The 16,372-nt window shown below is 58.3% G+C and carries 17 protein-coding genes; 3 read left to right on the top strand and 14 right to left on the bottom strand.

Annotated features, from left to right (window positions below):
• Nucleotides 1-5: 5 nt before the first annotated feature.
• The 12 genes from HY795_12475 to HY795_12420 are packed head-to-tail and all read right to left on the bottom strand — an operon-like array spanning nt 6 to nt 10,113.
• Nucleotides 6-1,529 carry an NADH-quinone oxidoreductase subunit M gene (locus HY795_12475; protein ID MBI4806042.1) on the bottom strand — a complete coding sequence of 508 codons (1,524 nt, stop codon included), beginning with the start codon at nt 1,527-1,529 and terminating at the stop codon, nt 6-8.
• Nucleotides 1,530-1,553: 24 nt separating this feature from the next.
• A complete protein-coding gene (locus HY795_12470; GenBank protein ID MBI4806041.1) occupies nt 1,554-3,347 on the bottom strand; it encodes a Na(+)/H(+) antiporter subunit D in 1,794 nt (597 codons plus the stop codon).
• A complete protein-coding gene (locus HY795_12465) occupies nt 3,340-3,591 on the bottom strand; it encodes a hypothetical protein (GenBank protein ID MBI4806040.1) in 252 nt (83 codons plus the stop codon). The genes HY795_12470 and HY795_12465 overlap by 8 nt, the downstream gene beginning before the upstream one ends.
• On the bottom strand, nt 3,588-5,084 hold the full coding sequence (locus HY795_12460; protein MBI4806039.1) for a monovalent cation/H+ antiporter subunit D family protein: 1,497 nt from the start codon (nt 5,082-5,084) through the stop codon (nt 3,588-3,590). Before HY795_12460 ends, HY795_12465 begins: the two co-directional genes overlap by 4 nt.
• Nucleotides 5,085-5,104: 20 nt before the next feature.
• Nucleotides 5,105-5,431: an NADH-quinone oxidoreductase subunit NuoK gene (gene nuoK / locus HY795_12455; GenBank protein MBI4806038.1), complete on the bottom strand. Its 327-nt coding sequence runs from the start codon at nt 5,429-5,431 to the stop codon at nt 5,105-5,107.
• Nucleotides 5,428-5,958, bottom strand: a complete 531-nt coding sequence (locus HY795_12450) for an NADH-quinone oxidoreductase subunit J (GenBank protein MBI4806037.1) — start codon at nt 5,956-5,958, stop codon at nt 5,428-5,430. The genes nuoK and HY795_12450 overlap by 4 nt, the downstream gene beginning before the upstream one ends.
• Nucleotides 5,955-6,398: an NADH-quinone oxidoreductase subunit I gene (locus tag HY795_12445; GenBank protein MBI4806036.1), complete on the bottom strand. Its 444-nt coding sequence runs from the start codon at nt 6,396-6,398 to the stop codon at nt 5,955-5,957. The genes HY795_12450 and HY795_12445 overlap by 4 nt, the downstream gene beginning before the upstream one ends.
• 1 nt (nt 6,399) lies before the next feature.
• On the bottom strand, nt 6,400-7,392 hold the full coding sequence (nuoH, locus tag HY795_12440; protein ID MBI4806035.1) for an NADH-quinone oxidoreductase subunit NuoH: 993 nt from the start codon (nt 7,390-7,392) through the stop codon (nt 6,400-6,402).
• Nucleotides 7,393-7,404: 12 nt separating this feature from the next.
• Complete coding sequence (locus HY795_12435) at nt 7,405-8,523, bottom strand: NADH-quinone oxidoreductase subunit D (protein MBI4806034.1); 1,119 nt, start codon at nt 8,521-8,523, stop codon at nt 7,405-7,407.
• Nucleotides 8,520-9,161 (bottom strand): NADH-quinone oxidoreductase subunit C, encoded by a 642-nt coding sequence (locus HY795_12430; GenBank protein MBI4806033.1) that lies wholly within the window; start codon nt 9,159-9,161, stop codon nt 8,520-8,522. The genes HY795_12435 and HY795_12430 overlap by 4 nt, the downstream gene beginning before the upstream one ends.
• Nucleotides 9,162-9,163: 2 nt before the next feature.
• Nucleotides 9,164-9,661 (bottom strand): NADH-quinone oxidoreductase subunit NuoB, encoded by a 498-nt coding sequence (gene nuoB, locus HY795_12425; protein MBI4806032.1) that lies wholly within the window; start codon nt 9,659-9,661, stop codon nt 9,164-9,166.
• On the bottom strand, nt 9,631-10,113 hold the full coding sequence (locus HY795_12420; GenBank protein ID MBI4806031.1) for an NADH-quinone oxidoreductase subunit A: 483 nt from the start codon (nt 10,111-10,113) through the stop codon (nt 9,631-9,633). The genes nuoB and HY795_12420 overlap by 31 nt, the downstream gene beginning before the upstream one ends.
• A gap of 520 nt (nt 10,114-10,633) precedes the next feature.
• Here HY795_12420 and rarD point away from each other — a divergent pair.
• On the top strand, nt 10,634-11,545 hold the full coding sequence (rarD, locus tag HY795_12415; GenBank protein MBI4806030.1) for an EamA family transporter RarD: 912 nt from the start codon (nt 10,634-10,636) through the stop codon (nt 11,543-11,545).
• A gap of 158 nt (nt 11,546-11,703) precedes the next feature.
• Complete coding sequence (locus HY795_12410; GenBank protein ID MBI4806029.1) at nt 11,704-12,456, top strand: hypothetical protein; 753 nt, start codon at nt 11,704-11,706, stop codon at nt 12,454-12,456.
• A 141-nt stretch (nt 12,457-12,597) separates the two neighbouring features.
• On the opposite strand, the gene HY795_12405 is transcribed toward HY795_12410, so the two are convergent.
• Together HY795_12405 and HY795_12400 are read right to left on the bottom strand one after the other, a co-directional pair.
• The gene (locus tag HY795_12405) at nt 12,598-13,806 is read right to left on the bottom strand and encodes an HDOD domain-containing protein (GenBank protein ID MBI4806028.1); all 1,209 of its coding nucleotides are present in this window, start codon (nt 13,804-13,806) and stop codon (nt 12,598-12,600) included.
• Nucleotides 13,807-13,824: 18 nt separating this feature from the next.
• Nucleotides 13,825-14,700, bottom strand: a complete 876-nt coding sequence (locus tag HY795_12400; GenBank protein ID MBI4806027.1) for a protein-glutamate O-methyltransferase CheR — start codon at nt 14,698-14,700, stop codon at nt 13,825-13,827.
• Between the two features lie 463 nt (nt 14,701-15,163).
• Between HY795_12400 and HY795_12395 the strand changes: the two genes are divergently transcribed.
• Complete coding sequence (locus tag HY795_12395; GenBank protein ID MBI4806026.1) at nt 15,164-16,366, top strand: glycine C-acetyltransferase; 1,203 nt, start codon at nt 15,164-15,166, stop codon at nt 16,364-16,366.
• Nucleotides 16,367-16,372: the final 6 nt, after the last annotated feature.

The following is a 16,372-nucleotide window of genomic DNA, read 5'->3' as shown; positions in this document are numbered from 1 at the left end:
AATGCCTACGGAATCATCAGGCTCGTAACGGAAACACTTCCGTGCGAGGCAATGCCGGTCTGTTTGATCAGTTGGGTAACGCTTACGTGCATCACATCCATGAACGGCTCAGGCGCAAGCCCTATCCAGAAAACGAACACAAGAAGCGGGGCCAGGGTAATGATCTCGCGAAGGTTCAGGTCCAGAAGGCCTGGATGGCCGGGATTCTTCGTGCCGCCCCAGACCACCCGCTGCAGCATCCTGAACATGTAGGCAGCTGCGAGAATGGCGCCGGGTATGGCGCAGGCGGAGAGTATCTTGTTGTCCGCGAAGCTTCCCGCCAGGATAAGGAATTCGCCCACGAAGCTGTTTGTTCCCGGGAATGCCAGAGAGGAAAGCGAGAAGAAGGCCAAGTAGGTAACGTAGAAGGGCATGAACTTGCCGATGCCAGCGGCCGAGGCCAGCTCGCGGCTGTGGGTGCGCTCGTAGATCATGCCCACGCAGAAGAACAGCGCGCCGGTGGTGATGCCGTGGTTGATCATCTGGAGGATGGCCCCTTCGATGCCGCGCTGGTTCAAGACGAAGATGCCCAGGGTGACGAATCCCATGTGCCCCACGCTGGAGTAGGCGATCAGCTTCTTCATGTCCTGCTGGGCCAGGGCCGTGAACCCGCCGTAGAGAATGCCGGCCACGGACAGCCACTGGACATAGGGCAAAAAGATCATGGTGGCTTCGGGGGTGATAGGCAGGCAGAAGCGCAGGAATCCGTAAGTGCCCATCTTCAGAAGCACCGAGGCCAGGATGACGCTTCCGGCCGTGGGGGCTTCCACGTGCGCGGCCGGCAGCCAGGTGTGGAAGGGAAACATCGGCACCTTGATAGCGAAGGCCAAAAAGAATGCCAGGAAGACCAGTATCTGGAAGTTGGTGGAGTAGGCCTGGCCCATCATGGCCGGGATGAAGAACGTCCCCTGGCTCAGGTAGAGGGCGATGATGGCAACCAGAAGGAGCACGGAGCCAGCCAGGGTGTAGAGGAAGAACTTTATGGAGGCGTACACCTTCCTCGGCCCGCCCCAGACCGCGATGAGCAGGTACATGGGGATGAGCATGGCTTCCCAGAGCACATAGAAGAGCACGAAATCCAGGGCCATGAATACGCCCAGCATGGACGTTTCCATGAGCAGCAGGCAGATCATGAACTCCTTGACCCGCTTGCTGATGTACTTCCACGATCCCAGCACGCAAAGGGGCATGATCAGGGTGGTCAAAAGCACGAGCAGCAGGGAAATGCCGTCGACCCCAAGGGTATAGTTGATGTTTAAGGAGCTGATCCAGGGGGTGTGCTCACCAAACTGGTACTTGGCCGTGGTCAGATCGAAGTTCCAGTACAACGGCAGAGAGATGGCCGCGGTTACCGTGGTGATTACCAAGGACCAGATCTTCGCGGCACTGTCCCCGGGAATGCACAACAGGGCCAGCGCTCCGGCCAGGGGCAGGAAGATCAGGGTGCTCAGGATGGGAAACCCCATCTCGTTCATGATCAAAACGTCCATTCCCTCTTTCCTCCCGGTTGTGGATCAGGCGAAAACGTATACGACGAGCGCAATGGCAACGAGGGACATCGCATAGATGATGTTGTACTGGAGCCGGCCGCTCTGCATGTGGCGCAGGGTGGTGCCGACGCCGCGCACAGCGTGGGCGATTCCGTCCACCACGCCGTCAATGCCGTGCCAGTCGAACCAGGACCAGAAGCGCGCTGTCTTCATGAGAGGAACCAGGCCGATGACGCGGTAGGCTTCGTTCACGCCGTTGTCCGCGCCCTGGATGGGCTTCTTGGCCAGCCAGTAGAAGGCCCGTCCGCCCATGCGGTAGAACCAGTCCATGTCGATGCTGATCAACGGTTCCGGAGTCAGCTTCTTAATCAGCAGGAAGAAGCCCAAGGCCGTGAAGAGGAGAATCTGCAAGGTCTCGGAGATGTGGTACGCGGTATAGGGGTGGTACCCGGCCGCCACCTCGGGGTAGGGCAGCATGTCGTACAGGTACGGCGTGTAGCAGCCTATGAAGATGCACAGGATGGAGGCGGCGATCATGGCGGCCTGCATGTTCATCGGCGGATCAGCCGCCCTGGCCATGGTTTCCTTGCTGCAGTTGTTTTTGCCGAACCAGATGAAGTAGGGGACCTTGAGGCCAGTGTGCAGGAAGGTTCCGGCCGAGGCCAGGGTGAGCAGGAAGGCCGCCCAGTAGTTGTGCTCTTCGAAGCCTGCGGCCACGATCATGGCTTTGCTCACAAAGCCGCTGAACAGCGGGAACGCGGAGATCGAGAGCCCGCCTATGAGCGTGAAGATAAACGTCCGGGGCATCTTGGCGTACAGGCCGCCAAGCTCGGAGAACTTGCTCTTGCCGGTCATGTGGAGCACGGCTCCGCACCCCATGAAGAGAAGGCCCTTGTAGAGGATGTGGGCGAAGGCGTGGGCGCAGGCGCCGTTGATGGCCAGCTGCGTGCCGATGCCGACGCCGGCCACCATGTACCCGACCTGGCTTATGATGTGGTAGGCCAACAGTCGCCTGGAGTCGTTCTCGAGCACGGCGTAGACAACGCCGTAGAGCGCCATGCACACCCCCAAGGGCACCAGGATCTCCATGCCCGCGAAGCCGCGCGCCAGGGCGTACACGGCCGTCTTGGTGGTGAAGGCGCACATGAACACCGCGCCGCTCACGGTCGCTTCGCCGTAGGCGTCCGGCAGCCATGCGTGGAAGGGCGGCACCGCGGCGTTTAAGATAAACCCAATCATGATCAGGTAGGTGTACAGGCTCGGGTTATCCACCCCGATGGGGCCGAAAGACAGGTCACCGCCTGTTGCATGGTAGCGCAGCACGAAGCCGGCCAGCAAAAACAGCCCGCCCGCGGTGTGGACCATGAGGTAGCGGTAGCCCACCCACAACGACTCCTTGCGCCTGCGGAACCAGACCAGAAAGACCGAGGAGAAGGCCATCACTTCCCAGAACAGGAAGAGCACCAGGTAGTCTCCGCAGAAGATGACCCCTAGCGAACCGGCCACGTAGGTCCAGGCCGCGATGTGCTGGAAATCCTCCTCAACGTGCATGCCGTAGATGGAGCCTATGATGCACATGAGCGTCATGATGTAGGCGAACACCATGCTTAATGCGTCCACGCGACCGAAGGTCAGGGTCCAGTCCATGAACTGCACCACGCCGTAGGTGCCGTAGTGCCCTTGCATGCGAAGCACCGCCATGAACGCCAGCACCGGCACAGTGACCAGGTAGGCCTTCTTCAGCGCCCTTGGAATGAAGGGAAGGATGAAGGCTCCGGCGATGAGAATCAGTGCCGGGTGGAACCAGTACTCATTCATCATAGTAGTCCTCGCGAGTCATGATGCCCAGATGGCCGTACCATTTGGAGACGATTATGATCAGCACGCAGGCGACGAAGCCGAACGCGGCCCAGAATCCGGGAATCTTTTCCGCAAAGGTGTGGGCGTGCGACTTGTCCACGAAGGCCAGGTCCCAGGCCACGAGAGCCGCCAGTGCAACGTAGCAGCACCGGATGACCAGCTTCAAACGGTCGCGGAGGAAAGTAATGAATTTGGCTATCATCCTGTCACCGCCTTTACGAAAGTCATGAAGAAGTCAGGGAAGATGCCGATGGCCACCGAGATGAGCGCCGCGATCATGATGGGGATCACCATGGTCAGGGGCGCTTCCTTGATGCCCTCGAATTTTTCGCCCTTGGGAGGCTTTCCGAAGAAGGCCTTGAAGGTAACGGGGGCGAAGTAGGCCACGTTCAGCATGGTGCTGGCCAGAAGGATAAGGAGAATGCCTATGTAGTGCGAGGGCATCTCCATGGCGCCCACCAGGAGTTTCCACTTGGTGACGAAACCGGCCACCGGCGGCGCCCCGATCATGCTGAGCGAGGCGATGGCGAAGGCCGCGAATGTGAAGGGCATGGTGCGGCCAAGCCCTCCCATTTCGGAGATGGCCTTCTTGTGCGTGGCCACGTAGATGGCGCCGGCGCAGAAGAAGAGCGTGATCTTTGAGAAGGCGTGGTTGGCGATGTGGATGATGCCGCCCTGTATGCCGTCGATGGTCAGAAGCGACACGCCAAGCACGATGTAGGACAGCTGGCTCACTGTGGAGTAGGCCAGCCGGGCCTTCAGGTTGTCCTTGGTGAGGGCGATGATCGATGCGGTGAGAATGGTGAAGGAGACGAAGTACGCGGTCGGTATGCCAAGGTTCAGGGCCTGCATGGTGTCCGTGCCGAACACGTAGAGCATGACCCGGGTGGTGCAGAACACGCCGACCTTGACGACCGCCACCGCGTGCAGCAGTGCCGAGACCGGGGTCGGGGCGACCATGGCGCTTGGCAGCCAGTTGTGGAACGGCATGATGCCGTTTTTCGCAAACCCGAGGATGCAGCAGGCGTAGAGTATGGTGATCAAGGTTCCGTTGGTGCCGGAAGCAAAGATGCCGCTGTGGATGTTGTGCGCGAAATCGAGCGTGCCGGTGAGCACGTAGATTAAAATCATGGCCGGCAGGACAAGGCCCTTGGCCGTGGTGGTCAGGTACAGGATGTACTTCTTGCCGCCCTCGTAGCTCTCCTCGTCCTGGTGGTGTGCGACCAGGGGGTAGGTGCAGACGCTGACGATCTCGTAGAAGAGGTAGAGGGTGAAGAGGTTGTCCGAGAAGGCCACGCCGATGGCGCCGAACAGGGCCAGGGCGAAGCAGGTGTTGAACCGCGTCTGGGCGTGCTCGTGCAGCCCCCTCATGTAGCCTGCGGAATAAAAGACCGCGAGTATCCAGAGGAAGGAGGCGGCCAGGGCGAACACCATGGAAAAGGCGTCCACTCTGAAGGTGACGGTCAGCCCGGGCAGGATCTTGAATAGCTGGTACACCAGCGTTTTGCCCAAACCCAGGGGGGCGGGAGCGACCGTGGGCACCATCGAGGCGATGATGCAGAACATGACCACCGCGGCGACGAACGACCAGGACTCCCGGACATTGGGATTGCGCCCTGAAATCAAGACAAACATGGAGCCTGCCAGGGCCGCAAGAATGGCAAGCAGCGGCTTTATGGAAACAATAACATCCATTACGACCCTCCCTTTCCTCTCTAGCCGTTCAAATCCACGGTCTCGTCAGTCTCGATGGATTTATAGTTGCGGTAGACTGCGATGATGATGCTCAAGGCAATGGCTGCTTCGGCAGCGGCGATGGCCATGATGAACAGCGTGAACACCTGGCCGACCACCGGGTCCGGAGCCAGGAAGCGGTTGAAGGCCATGAAGTTCACCGAGGCCCCGCTCAATACGAGTTCCGCGGAAATCAGCATGCCGATGAAGGTCTGGCGCTGCACCATGCCGTAAACGCCGATGCCGAAAAGAAGCGCGCCTATCACCAGGTAGGTGGTGAGGCAGTTGCTTATAAGGAGTATGTTCATGTCTTGCTCCTTCCGGACCGGGCCAGCACCAGCGACCCGACAATGGCCACCAGAAGCACCACGGAGATGAGTTCGAAGCTGAAATTGTACGTGGTAAGCAGCGACTGGCCGATCTTCTCAATGCTGCCGCTTGCATCCGGAGCCTGGAAGGACTTCCACTCCGTCTTGAAGGCCAGGGTGACGAGCGCCCACACGAGCCCGGCGCTTGCGATGATCGCCAAGGCCATGGCCGAGGGGTTTCGCCTTACCACCCGTTTGTTCTCGGAAGTCTCAGCGAGCATTACGGCGAAGATGATGGTCACGCACACCGCGCCCACGTAGATAAGGAGCTGCATCAAGGCCAAAAAGGGGCTGGCCAGGTAGTAGTAGAGTCCGGCCACTCCGAGAAAGCACAGGGCAAGGCCCGCGACGCTTCGGATGAGCCGCTTGGCGCCGGTGGCCACCAGGGCGCCGAAGAGCGTGATCCCTATAAAGCCCAGGAACAACAGGCCGGAAAGGCTCTCGGCCGAGATCAGGGAAGGAGTCATGATTTCTTCGCCTCCAGCCGTTTCAGGAGGTCAAAAATGAATTCCTCATTCTTGTAGCCCGCCAAGTTGTACTCCTTGGAAAAGTCGATGGCTCCCGGAGCGCAGCTCTCCACGCACAGGCCGCACAGGCTGCATTTCGTGAAGTCCAGGGTGAACTGGGTCAGCACCTTGAGCTTGGCGCCTTCCGGCCTTTCTCCGGCCACGGTGATGCAGTTCGACGGGCAAGCCTTCTGGCAGCTGCCGCACACGATGCATTTGGTGCCGCCGAGCTTCTCGTCGAACACCAGGTCGATGTGGCCGCGATAGCGCGGGGTCATGGGCAGGGTCTCATGCGGATACTGCAATGTGACCACTGGCATGAAGAAGTACTTGATCGTTATGGCCAGGCCGACGATCAGGCTCCATGTCCCGCTGACGATCTCTTGGGTGTACTTGATCATGTTAGAAAACCTTCAACATGGCGCTGGTGAGAATCAGGTTGAAGAAGGAGATCGGGATCAAAATCTTCCAGGAAAGGTTCAGAAGCCCGTAGAAAGTGGTTCTCGGGTAAGTCCACCTGATCCAGATGACGGTGAAGATGAGGAAGTACATCTTGATCATGAACCAGTGCACCCCGGGGAACAGCCCGAAGGGGCATTGCCAGCCTCCAAGGAACAGGATGGTGGCGATGCTGGTGCCGACCACGATGTTGGCATACTCGCCCATGAAGAAGACGCCGAAACCCATGCCGGGGTATTCGGTGAAGGCCCCGGCGATGAGCTCGCTCTCGGCCTCGGCCATGTCGAAGGGGGCCCGGTTGGTTTCGGCCAGCATGCAGATGAAGAAGATAATGAAGGCCACCGGCATGAGCGGGCTGGCCGAGAGCTTGAACACGTTCCAGTGCCAGAATCCGCCGGCCTGCTGGATGACGATGTCCTGCAGATTGAGCGTCCCGGTGATCATGACCAGGGTGACCACCACCACCAGCATGGGGATCTCGTAGGCCACGTTCTGGGAGACCACGCGGGCCGCGGAGATGATGGCGTATTTGTTGCGCGAGCCCCAGGCGCCCAGCAGAAGCCCGAGCACGTTCACCGAGGCGAAGGCGAACACGGCCAGGAGGCCGACGTCCAAGTTCCTGGGGACCAGGGTCTCTCCGTAGGGAATGGTGACGAAGGACATGATGGCCGGAGTCATCACCAGGATTGGGGCCAGCTTGAAGAGGATGGCGTCCGCCCCTTCCGGAACGATGAGCTGCTTGGTCATCAGCTTGAGGCCGTCGGCCATGGGCTGCAAGAGCCCGAAAGGACCGACCTCCTTGGGGCCGATGCGCCGCTGGATATGGCCTGCTTCCTTGCGCTCGAGCCACACCAGGTACGCGGCGTTCATGGCCACGAATCCGATGATCCCGAGCAGGAATGCCAGCAGGCGCAACACTTCAGGATGAATGCTCATAGCGAATGCTCCTCACCGGTCTATCTCGGGAATTACCAGGTCCAGGCTGCCCAACAGCGCGAGGGCGTCGGGGAGCAGCATCCCCCGGCAGGCCTCGCCGAACACGATCAGGTTGGAATAACCGGGGGTCCGAAGCTTCAGCCGGTACGGGGTGTTGGTGCCGTCGCTGACAGCCCGCATCCCCAGGGAGCCGCGCGCCGTCTCCACGGCTTGGTAGTAGTCCCCCTTGGGCGGTTTTATCACCTTGGGAGCCTTGGGCGGCATGATGGGGCCTTCCGGCAGCTTGTCCAGGGCCTGCTCGATGATGCGCAGGCTTTGCAGTATCTCGTCCATGCGGACCATGTAGCGGGCCATGGAGTCGCACTCGGTGTATACCGGGATGTCGAAATCCAGGTTCGGGTACACCGAATAGGGCTCGTGCTTGCGCACGTCGAAGTCGATGCCCGAGCCTCTGGCCACGGGGCCGGTGGCGCCGTACTTGCGGCACATCTCGGCGGAGATGGGTCCGATCTCCTGCAAGCGCTTCATGAGTATGATGTTCTTGGTGACCAGGCTGTGGTACATGGGCATGCGTTCGCGCATGCGGGTGACGAACGCCCTGGCCCCGGCCACGAAGTTCTCGTCGATGTCGTCGCAAACGCCCCCGAAGCGGAAGTAGCTGTAGGTGAGGCGCGAGCCGGTCACCGATTCCAAAAGGTCCAGTATCTGCTCTCTGTCGTCGAAGGCGTAGAGCAGGGGGGAGAAGCCGCCCAGATCCAGGATGTAGGCCCCGAACCAGAGGAGATGGCTTGATATCCGGTTCAGTTCGGAGGTGATCACCCTGATGTACTCGGCCCTCTCCGGCACCTCGATGCCCATGGCACGTTCCACCAGGCAGACGAAACCATGGTTGTAGGCCAGGGCGTGCAGGTAATCCATCCGCCCGGTATTGGGCATGAACTGGAGCCAGGTCCGGTTTTCGCCCATCTTCTCGTGCATCCGGTGGATGTAGCCGAGCACGGGCTCGGCTTCGACGATGTACTCGCCGTCCATGGTCAGCTTGACGCGAAGAACGCCATGCGTTGCCGGATGCTGCGGCCCAAGGTTCAAAACGAACGTCTCGTTGCAGGTGCTTTGGGCGTAGGCTCTCATGAGTTGAAATCCTTCAGAAGAGGATGGAAGTCGGCGTCTTCAGGCAAGAGCAGCGGCACAAGATACGGATGCCCGGCAAACTTGATGCCGAAGAAATCGTGGGTTTCCCTTTCGTGCCAATGCGCGGCTTGGTATATGTGGGAAATGGTTGGTATCACGGGATTGTTGCGAGGAGTGCGCACCCTGATCACCACCCGGCAGAATTCATCGTAACGGTTGAAGTCGTACACGGCTTCCAGGTCGTCGATCTGCACGCTCGCCGGGGCGGCAGGGGCGGGCTCCGGTGCGGCCTCGGGCGCTGCCTCCACTGGAGCCGGGGGCGGAACTTCTTCTCCGGCAGCCGCGGCCTCTTCCGCCGCCTTGGCGGCTTTGGCCGCAGCGGCCTTGGCCTTGGCTTCCGCAATCGCAGCCGCCTTGGCAGCCGCTTCCTTGACGGCGGCTTCCTTTTCCCCGAGCCAGTCAACGCCGGTGATGGTCTCGATGAAGAATCCTTCCCTGTCGACTATGGTCACGGCCTCCACGAGGTGCTCGGGGGATACCGCGACGTCCAGCAAGTACCCTTTTTTGGAGTATTCTGTTTCTTGTACTTTTGCGCCGGGTACGGCTTCCAGATGTTGTTTTATCGAGGAAAGCTTCATGATCAACCTGCCTCCACTCTAGGCCACCTGCGGGAGCCGGTCAGTTTTTCCTCAAGGGTCAGTATTCCTTCTATAAGTGCTTCCGGCCTGGGCGGGCAGCCTGGAATTATTACATCTACAGGAAAGAGTTTATGTGCTCCCTCGACTATTCCGTATTGGCCTTCAAAGACGAAAGGCCCCCCGGAGATGGCGCAGTTGCCCATCGCTATAACCCATTTCGGTTCAGGCATCTGGTCGTAGAGAGTCTCGACGGCGGGAGCCATTTTCTTGTTGATGGTTCCGCTGACGATCATCACATCGCTCTGGCGTGGAGAGGGCCTGAACACTTCGGCGCCGAATCTGGCAAGATCGAACCGCGACGCGCCTGTGGCCATCATCTCAATGGCGCAGCACGCCAGGCCGAAAGTCATGGGCCATAGGGAGTTCGCCCGGCAAAGAGCCAGCAGTTTGTCGAGCTGGGCAAATTGGACTACTGATGGTTGTAAATCTTGCGTTCCCACTTGAACACTCCCTTTTTCCAGGCATAGAGTATAATAAGAGAGAGGATGCCGACAAACATCAGAATTTCAATGAAGGCCTGCAGGTCATTAACAATACCTGGTTTGTTGTAGACAATTGCCGCCGGGAACAGAAACAGTATGTCCACAGCAAAGGCGACAAACATCAATGCGTAAAGATAGTAAACTACACCGAACTTGATCCAGGCGTCCCCGATAGGGTCGATGCCGCACTCGATCAACTGCGTTGTCTTCTTTTTAGTGTTCCTGGTCGAGCGTGGGGAGAGAAAGTATACTATGACAAAGGGACCAATCGCGAAGCTTAATCCGCCGAGAAAGAACGCAGCCACATAAAGCAAATCGATCGTTGCGTAGTCTGCCACGAAGATCACTCCTTGTAGTAGCTCAGATACGTCAGAGAACACCTCCGGAATAAGGAGGCAACAAAAGAGCATCGAGATATGTGAATGTCTGTAAGCTCCGCGACAGCAAACGCACGAGGGCTTGCATCACGGGTACAGCCCGTATCATCAGCGAGGCAGATATCATGGCCGGATAATGATCCGTCCACGTCACTTTTATCGGTAGGGTTCACCTCTTTTGCGCTACTGTGCAAAGTAATGCAACCCCTGATTTCAATTTTATGCATTTTTTTCCTATGTCTGCTCCGTTGGCTGATGTCAGTACAATACCTACCACCTGAGTATCCTTTCCCGGGGACCGAGTACCGGTAAGGCTGGACGGCAACCCGGCGATGACTGTCGCCACGTCGTTCGCACCTGGAGAACCCTCACGAAAGGTCGGTTCTTGGAGATCTGGAATGTGACTGTGGTGGGCCCTTGAGTCCCTTGGGGCCTCAACCCCCTGGAACCTGGCGGGCAGACCAGGACGGAGCCTGCATCGGAAGGCCATTTCTAGACTTCACAAACCTGATGGAAAGGGGCAATGTGCATCCCTTTTCAACTGGATGTGACCATGCAAATGAAGCATTCTACTCCCGGAGTCCTGGCTGCTGCCTCGGCGTTTCTGTGCTGGGGACTCCTGCCCATATATTGGAAAGCCCTCTCAGGGGTGCCGGCTTTGCAGATCATCTGCCACCGCATCGTCTGGTCCCTGGCCTGTACAGGGGTTCTCCTCGTTTTTCTGGGCGGCCTGGGTACGCTTCGGAGCGCTCTGGGCTCCGGCAGGAATCTCTTCCTGTTGGCCTGCAGCAGCAGCCTTATCGGCGTGAACTGGCTTCTCTACGTCTGGGCCGTGAATGAGGGGCATGTGCTTGAGGCAAGCCTCGGGTATTACCTCAACCCCATTGTGAACGTTGTCCTGGGCATGGCTGTTTTCGGCGACCGCCTGAACCGGGCCCAGACCCTGGCGGTCTGCTTGGCTGCGACTGGAGTGGCCGTGCAGGTGGCCGTTCAGGGTCGCTTGCCCTGGGTTGCCTTGGTCCTGGCGATGACCTTCGGACTCTACGGAATGGTGCGCAAACTCATGTCCATGGAATCCCTGCAGGGGCTCTTCGCCGAGACCCTGATTCTCAGCGTGCCTGCCGGGGCGTACCTGGCGTACCTTGCCGCCACGGACTCCGGGGAATTCGGGCATCAGGGCCTGGCTATCGACGTGCTCCTTGCCGGAGCCGGAGTGGTGACGACGGCGCCTCTGCTGGCGTTTGCTTTCGGGGCGCGGCGCATCACCATGACGACCCTTGGCGTATTGCAGTACCTAGGTCCCACAGGCATGTTCCTGCTTGGCGTGCTGGCCTACGGAGAACCGTTCGGGGTGTCCCAGTCGGCCACCTTTGTCCTCATCTGGCTCGGAGTGGCGCTGTACACGGCTGACGGTGTCCGGACTCTTAGCTGGTTCCGCAAGCGTGATCCTTCCGGGGCGGAGTAGCGGGAAAGGAGCCTTTCAAGGTACTTGCGGCGGCAAGCCGCATGAGAGTACACCACAAATGAGCAACGGCACGAGTATCGTCTCTTGCTACCTGGGCGGTCTGGAAAGTCCTGTTGCTGCATTCTTCTTTCACAAGACGGACGAGGAGAACGTAAGGCATGGTTGAGTATCCCGTCATACTTGGCGTCTACTCCCTGAAACAGGAGACCGCGGTCGGTGTGGGCGATACCGCCATGAAGCGCGAGACCGTGACCTATTGGTTCGCCCGGCAGTTGGACAAGGAGCGTTTCGACGTGCAGCCGCTCAATGTCCATCACGTACCGTCTGGCGTGAAAAAAGAATTGGGGGCCAGGGATTTCCTGGTGAATTACACTCCGGAGCCGCAGTATTATAAGGTGTACACTGTCCCGGCGTTGAACAGCTTGGCGCAAAAGCTCGCCAAGGGGCAGGGTCAGCTTGAGAACGGGCAGATAGACGAGGCCGAGAAGTCTTTCATCAAGGCGCTCATGATAGACGATCTCAACGTTACGGCGAATTATGGGCTGGGCGACGTCTATTCCGAGCAGAAGGACTTCTCCAAGCTCAGGAAAGTGCTGAACACACTGCTCAACCTGGATGAAGCTTTCGGTGAGGAGCACAGGGAGAGATTCAACAGTTTCGGAATCAATCTGCGTAAGAACAAGATGTTCGACGAGGCGTTGAATTTCTACTCAAAAGCCCTCGAACTCAATGCCATGGATGAAAATGTCTATTTCAACATGGCCAGGGCTTTCTATGAAAAACAGATGATCGAGGAGTGCACCCGTCATCTGAACATAGCCCTGGCCGTGAATCCGGAGTTCACAGAGGCCAGGGCGTTTCTGGCGCATTGCCAGAGGCTTGAGGCAAAAGCCCAGACGGGCCAGGCTTGAACTCGCAGCCACCATCATTCCGGACAGCAAAGGTAAATGAAGAGAGTGCACGCTTTGCCCAATACCCGAGGGGGGCAAAGCGCGTCATGGCTTGGTCAGTGAAAGAAGGGTCTTTACGGCGTTTCGGTTGACCGTGGAGCGCTAGAAGAAGGCCTTCACGGTTTGATCAACCTGAGTCTCGTGCTCCCGGCAGATATTGGCCACCGAGTCAGCCGGAATTCCAAGAAGATCCCATGCCTTTTCCTCAAACTGAGGCAGAACGTACATGCCCCCCGTTGCGATATCCATCGCATTGGCAAACACGTCCGCCACGTGGATGACTGCCGCTTCCCGAGGATTCGAGGCCGAAAGCGGGTCGTGGTGGAAATTGATGAGGTCCGAGAGCTGGGGTGGGAAATTCCACTGACGCAGCAGGTGCTCGCTCACCGAGGTGTGCGTGAATTCGAAGACGGTCTGTTCGGCTTCGACAATGGGCAGAACGTTCTCCCGCGCGAAGATCAGCGCGTCCGAGGAGGCATACGGCATTTCCTTGAAGAGAATGAGCCTGCCCGCATCGTGCAGAAGGCCGGCGATGAAAAAGCGCTCGGTGTTCTTTTCGCCCATGGCCTTGGCCAGTATGTTGGCGAATATTCCGCTTGAGATGGAGTGGCGCCAGAACGTGGCCATGTCGATGAGCTCGGGGGGGATGCCCTTGAAATAGTTGATCGCGGAAATCCCAAGGGCGAGCGTCGAGAGCTCGTTGATGCCGATGATGGAGATGGCCCTGTCAATGCTTTCGACAGGTTTTGCCACGGCATACATGGGACTGTTGACCAGCTTGAGCAGCCTCGAGGCAAGTCCGACGTCCTGGCTCACAAGTGCGCCCAGGCGGTTCACCGAGGCCTTCTGGGTGTCTATTTCCTTTCTCAGCCTGAAGTAGACGTCGGGGAAGCTGGCCAGTTTTGTCTCGTGATCGACGATGCGTTCCGGCTTGACGATTTCCATGGGGAAAACGTCCGCAAGGTGTTCCACGTTTTCCGCGCGGCGCACAGACAGGGAAGGCAGGGACCAGCCTTGGTCCAGCTTTTGTTCAACAAGGTCCACCGCGAAATTGTACAACGAAATGACGGTCGGATTGTCTGGATTGACGAAGGCGAAAAATTCCCGGACATAATCTATTGCCTGATCCCTGCGTTTTTGCGCGTTCGGATCTTCGATCTCCACGTCCGTGATGCCGAGTCCCTGAAAAAGTCCTAGGTGCCAGGGTTCGATCGTGCAGCCTTTGGCCAAGAGCACGCGGCCGTCGGGGGAAGTGACGTCCTTTGCTGTTGTCGCGCCAGGCTGGAGTTGCTTGATCCCTATCGTTGGCATGGTTGCAGGAACTCCGTTCTATACTTTGAGATACGCGATGCAGTTCGAAAGCATTTTCGGCCTGAACACGTTTGTTATGCTGTGCAGGGATTCAGAGTGCCCGAGCATGAGCGTTCCACCAGGAAGAAGGTTGTCGTAGAACGCCGCAAGGGCCTTCTTCTTCATGTTTACGTCGAAATAGATGATGACGTTCCGGCAAAAGACGATGTGGGACTTGGGAAGCCTTTTAAGCGCCAGGGAGTCGTTTAAGTTCATTACCTGGAAGTTCACCAAGCTGGCCACTGCGGGCGAAATCTTGTAGCCGGTCGCGCACTTGGTGAAGTGCTTGGCTTTTATGGCGTCGGGGGTTGTTTTGAAGGAGTAGTCGCCGAAGACGCCTTCCTTTGCCTTGGCGATCATTGGGGGGGAAAGGTCCACTCCTGTGATGTTCACTCTCCAGCGCTTAAGCTCAAGCCCAAGGAGTTCATGGATGATTATGGCCAGGGTGTAAGGTTCCTCACCGGAGGAGCACCCGGCTGACCAGATGTTCAATTCGAATTTATTCTTTTGCCGCAGGTCGTTTATAAGCGGGGTCAACACGTTTGCGGTAAAGCCGTCGAGCTGCTTGGTGTCTCGGAACAGGCTCGTCTCGTTTGTGGTGACAAGCTCGTAAACCCGTTCGAGCTCCTTGACGCTGTCCCTGCCATAACTCAAAAGCTTGATATATTCGCCGAATGTTTTCAGTCCCAACTCCGCTATGCGTGGTTGGAACCGGTTTTCGAAAAGATACTTGCGCTTTTCGTCCACCCATATGCCGCATTTCGAATAGATGAAGTCGCGGAGTTGTCGGAACTCTTCGTCGCTGATGGGCGTAGTTTTGCGCAGTAGGAGCGGGGAGCTGGAGAATAGGGTCATATATCTGCCATATTGGTTTTTATTCATTGAATACTCTAAAATACCTACAGTGACAAGGTTGTTTCCATGTCTCGTTGAGAACCCCTGAGTGCCTCTGGCGAAACAGACTGATTCCAAGGGCTGTTACGTGTTTTTGTGCCGAATATGTTGGCCAGGGAATAGTCCGAGAATATGACGATTTATCCCTTCATCAACGAATGATTCCCTGAAAGTTGCCGAACCGGAGTGTGTTGAGGCGTGCAAGCAACTGGCGTTACAGGATCGTTTCTTTACCCGGGTTTCTCTTTCGCAAAGAGGTCTATTCGACATGCAATCGGCTGAATCCAGCGAGTCAGCTCGGGCTGGAAGTCCCTGAGATCATTCCCCGAGAATTGAGCTCACACAAGGTGTTGCCTGTGGTTGACGGGAGGGATAGAGGGACGATTCCCTGATGGAACGATCCATTAGGGGCAAGGAGCACCCAATGCGTGAAAAATTCCTGAACCAACTGCGCCAAACCGTGGAGCAGGTACGCGCTGACGGCTTTTATAAATCCGAGCGCGTGATAGAGAGTCCCCAGTCCTCCAGCATTCACCTGGCGGCTGGGCAGGATGTGCTGAATTTCTGCGCCAACAACTACCTGGGCCTGGCCGACGATGCCCGGCTCATAAAGGCCGCCAAAGACGGCCTGGACCGTTACGGCTTCGGCATGGCTTCCGTCAGGTTCATCTGCGGCACCCAGACGGTTCATAAAAAGCTTGAAGCAGCGGTGTCGGAGTTCCTTCAAACCGACGACACCATACTCTATTCCAGCTGTTTCGACGCCAATGGGGGGCTGTTCGAGACCATCCTTTCCGCGGAAGATGCCGTGATCTCCGACGAACTCAATCACGCCTCCATCATAGACGGCGTACGCCTGTGCAAGGCCAAGCGCTTTCGCTACGCAAACAACGACATGGCCGACCTGGAAGCCAAGCTCAGGCAGGCCGATGCGGAAGGAGCGCGGTTCAAGCTGATCGCCACGGACGGAGTCTTCTCCATGGACGGCATCATCGCCGACTTGAAGAGCGTCTGCGACTTGGCCGACAAGTACGGCGCCCTGGTCATGGTGGACGACTCCCATGCCGTGGGGTTCATAGGCCAGGGAGGACGCGGCACGCCCGAGCATTGCGGTGTGCTGGGGCGGGTGGACATCATCACCGGCACCCTGGGCAAGGCCCTGGGCGGCGCGTCCGGCGGCTACACCTCAGGGCGAAGGGAGATAGTGGAGCTTCTGCGCCAGCGTTCCCGTCCGTATCTCTTCTCCAATTCCCTGGCCCCGTCCATCGCGGCCGCCTCCCTGGCGGTGCTCGAGCTGCTGGGCAGCGGGGAAGGGGCCGGGCTTCGCGACCGGGTGCGCGAAAACGCGGCCAGGTTCAGGGCCGGCATGTCCGCGCTGGGATTCACCCTGGCCGGCAGTGATCACCCCATCATCCCCGTCATGCTGGGCGATGCCGTGCTGGCCGGGCGCATGGCGGAGGAACTCCTTAAGGAAGGGATTTACGTTGTCGGGTTCTCCTACCCCGTGGTGCCCAAGGGCAAGGCGCGCATCCGCACCCAGATGAGCGCGGCCCATTCCCCCGAACAGATCGACCGCTGCGTGGCGGCCTTCGCCAAAGTGGGCAAGACCCTGGGCGCGATACAATAGGCAAAC

The sequence above is a fragment of the Desulfovibrio sp. genome (assembly GCA_016208105.1).
In the GTDB taxonomy this organism is placed as follows: domain Bacteria; phylum Desulfobacterota; class Desulfovibrionia; order Desulfovibrionales; family Desulfovibrionaceae; genus Fundidesulfovibrio.
Note: the sequence above shows the minus strand (reverse complement) of the source record. Positions and strands in the feature narration are given on the sequence as shown.

Excerpts from the sequence above, each read along its gene's own strand:
- HY795_12475 (MBI4806042.1), bottom strand. The coding sequence starts at position 1,529 with ATGGACGTTTTGATCATGAACGAGATGGGGTTTCCCATCCTGAGCACC.
- HY795_12470 (MBI4806041.1), bottom strand. The coding sequence starts at position 3,347 with ATGAATGAGTACTGGTTCCACCCGGCACTGATTCTCATCGCCGGAGCC.
- HY795_12465 (MBI4806040.1), bottom strand. The coding sequence starts at position 3,591 with ATGATAGCCAAATTCATTACTTTCCTCCGCGACCGTTTGAAGCTGGTC.
- HY795_12460 (MBI4806039.1), bottom strand. The coding sequence starts at position 5,084 with ATGGATGTTATTGTTTCCATAAAGCCGCTGCTTGCCATTCTTGCGGCC.
- nuoK (MBI4806038.1), bottom strand. The coding sequence starts at position 5,431 with ATGAACATACTCCTTATAAGCAACTGCCTCACCACCTACCTGGTGATA.
- HY795_12450 (MBI4806037.1), bottom strand. The coding sequence starts at position 5,958 with ATGACTCCTTCCCTGATCTCGGCCGAGAGCCTTTCCGGCCTGTTGTTC.
- HY795_12445 (MBI4806036.1), bottom strand. The coding sequence starts at position 6,398 with ATGATCAAGTACACCCAAGAGATCGTCAGCGGGACATGGAGCCTGATC.
- nuoH (MBI4806035.1), bottom strand. The coding sequence starts at position 7,392 with ATGAGCATTCATCCTGAAGTGTTGCGCCTGCTGGCATTCCTGCTCGGG.
- HY795_12435 (MBI4806034.1), bottom strand. The coding sequence starts at position 8,523 with ATGAGAGCCTACGCCCAAAGCACCTGCAACGAGACGTTCGTTTTGAAC.
- HY795_12430 (MBI4806033.1), bottom strand. The coding sequence starts at position 9,161 with ATGAAGCTTTCCTCGATAAAACAACATCTGGAAGCCGTACCCGGCGCA.
- HY795_12420 (MBI4806031.1), bottom strand. The coding sequence starts at position 10,113 with ATGCTCTTTTGTTGCCTCCTTATTCCGGAGGTGTTCTCTGACGTATCT.
- rarD (MBI4806030.1), top strand. The coding sequence starts at position 10,634 with ATGCAAATGAAGCATTCTACTCCCGGAGTCCTGGCTGCTGCCTCGGCG.
- HY795_12410 (MBI4806029.1), top strand. The coding sequence starts at position 11,704 with ATGGTTGAGTATCCCGTCATACTTGGCGTCTACTCCCTGAAACAGGAG.
- HY795_12405 (MBI4806028.1), bottom strand. The coding sequence starts at position 13,806 with ATGCCAACGATAGGGATCAAGCAACTCCAGCCTGGCGCGACAACAGCA.
- HY795_12400 (MBI4806027.1), bottom strand. The coding sequence starts at position 14,700 with ATGACCCTATTCTCCAGCTCCCCGCTCCTACTGCGCAAAACTACGCCC.
- HY795_12395 (MBI4806026.1), top strand. The coding sequence starts at position 15,164 with ATGCGTGAAAAATTCCTGAACCAACTGCGCCAAACCGTGGAGCAGGTA.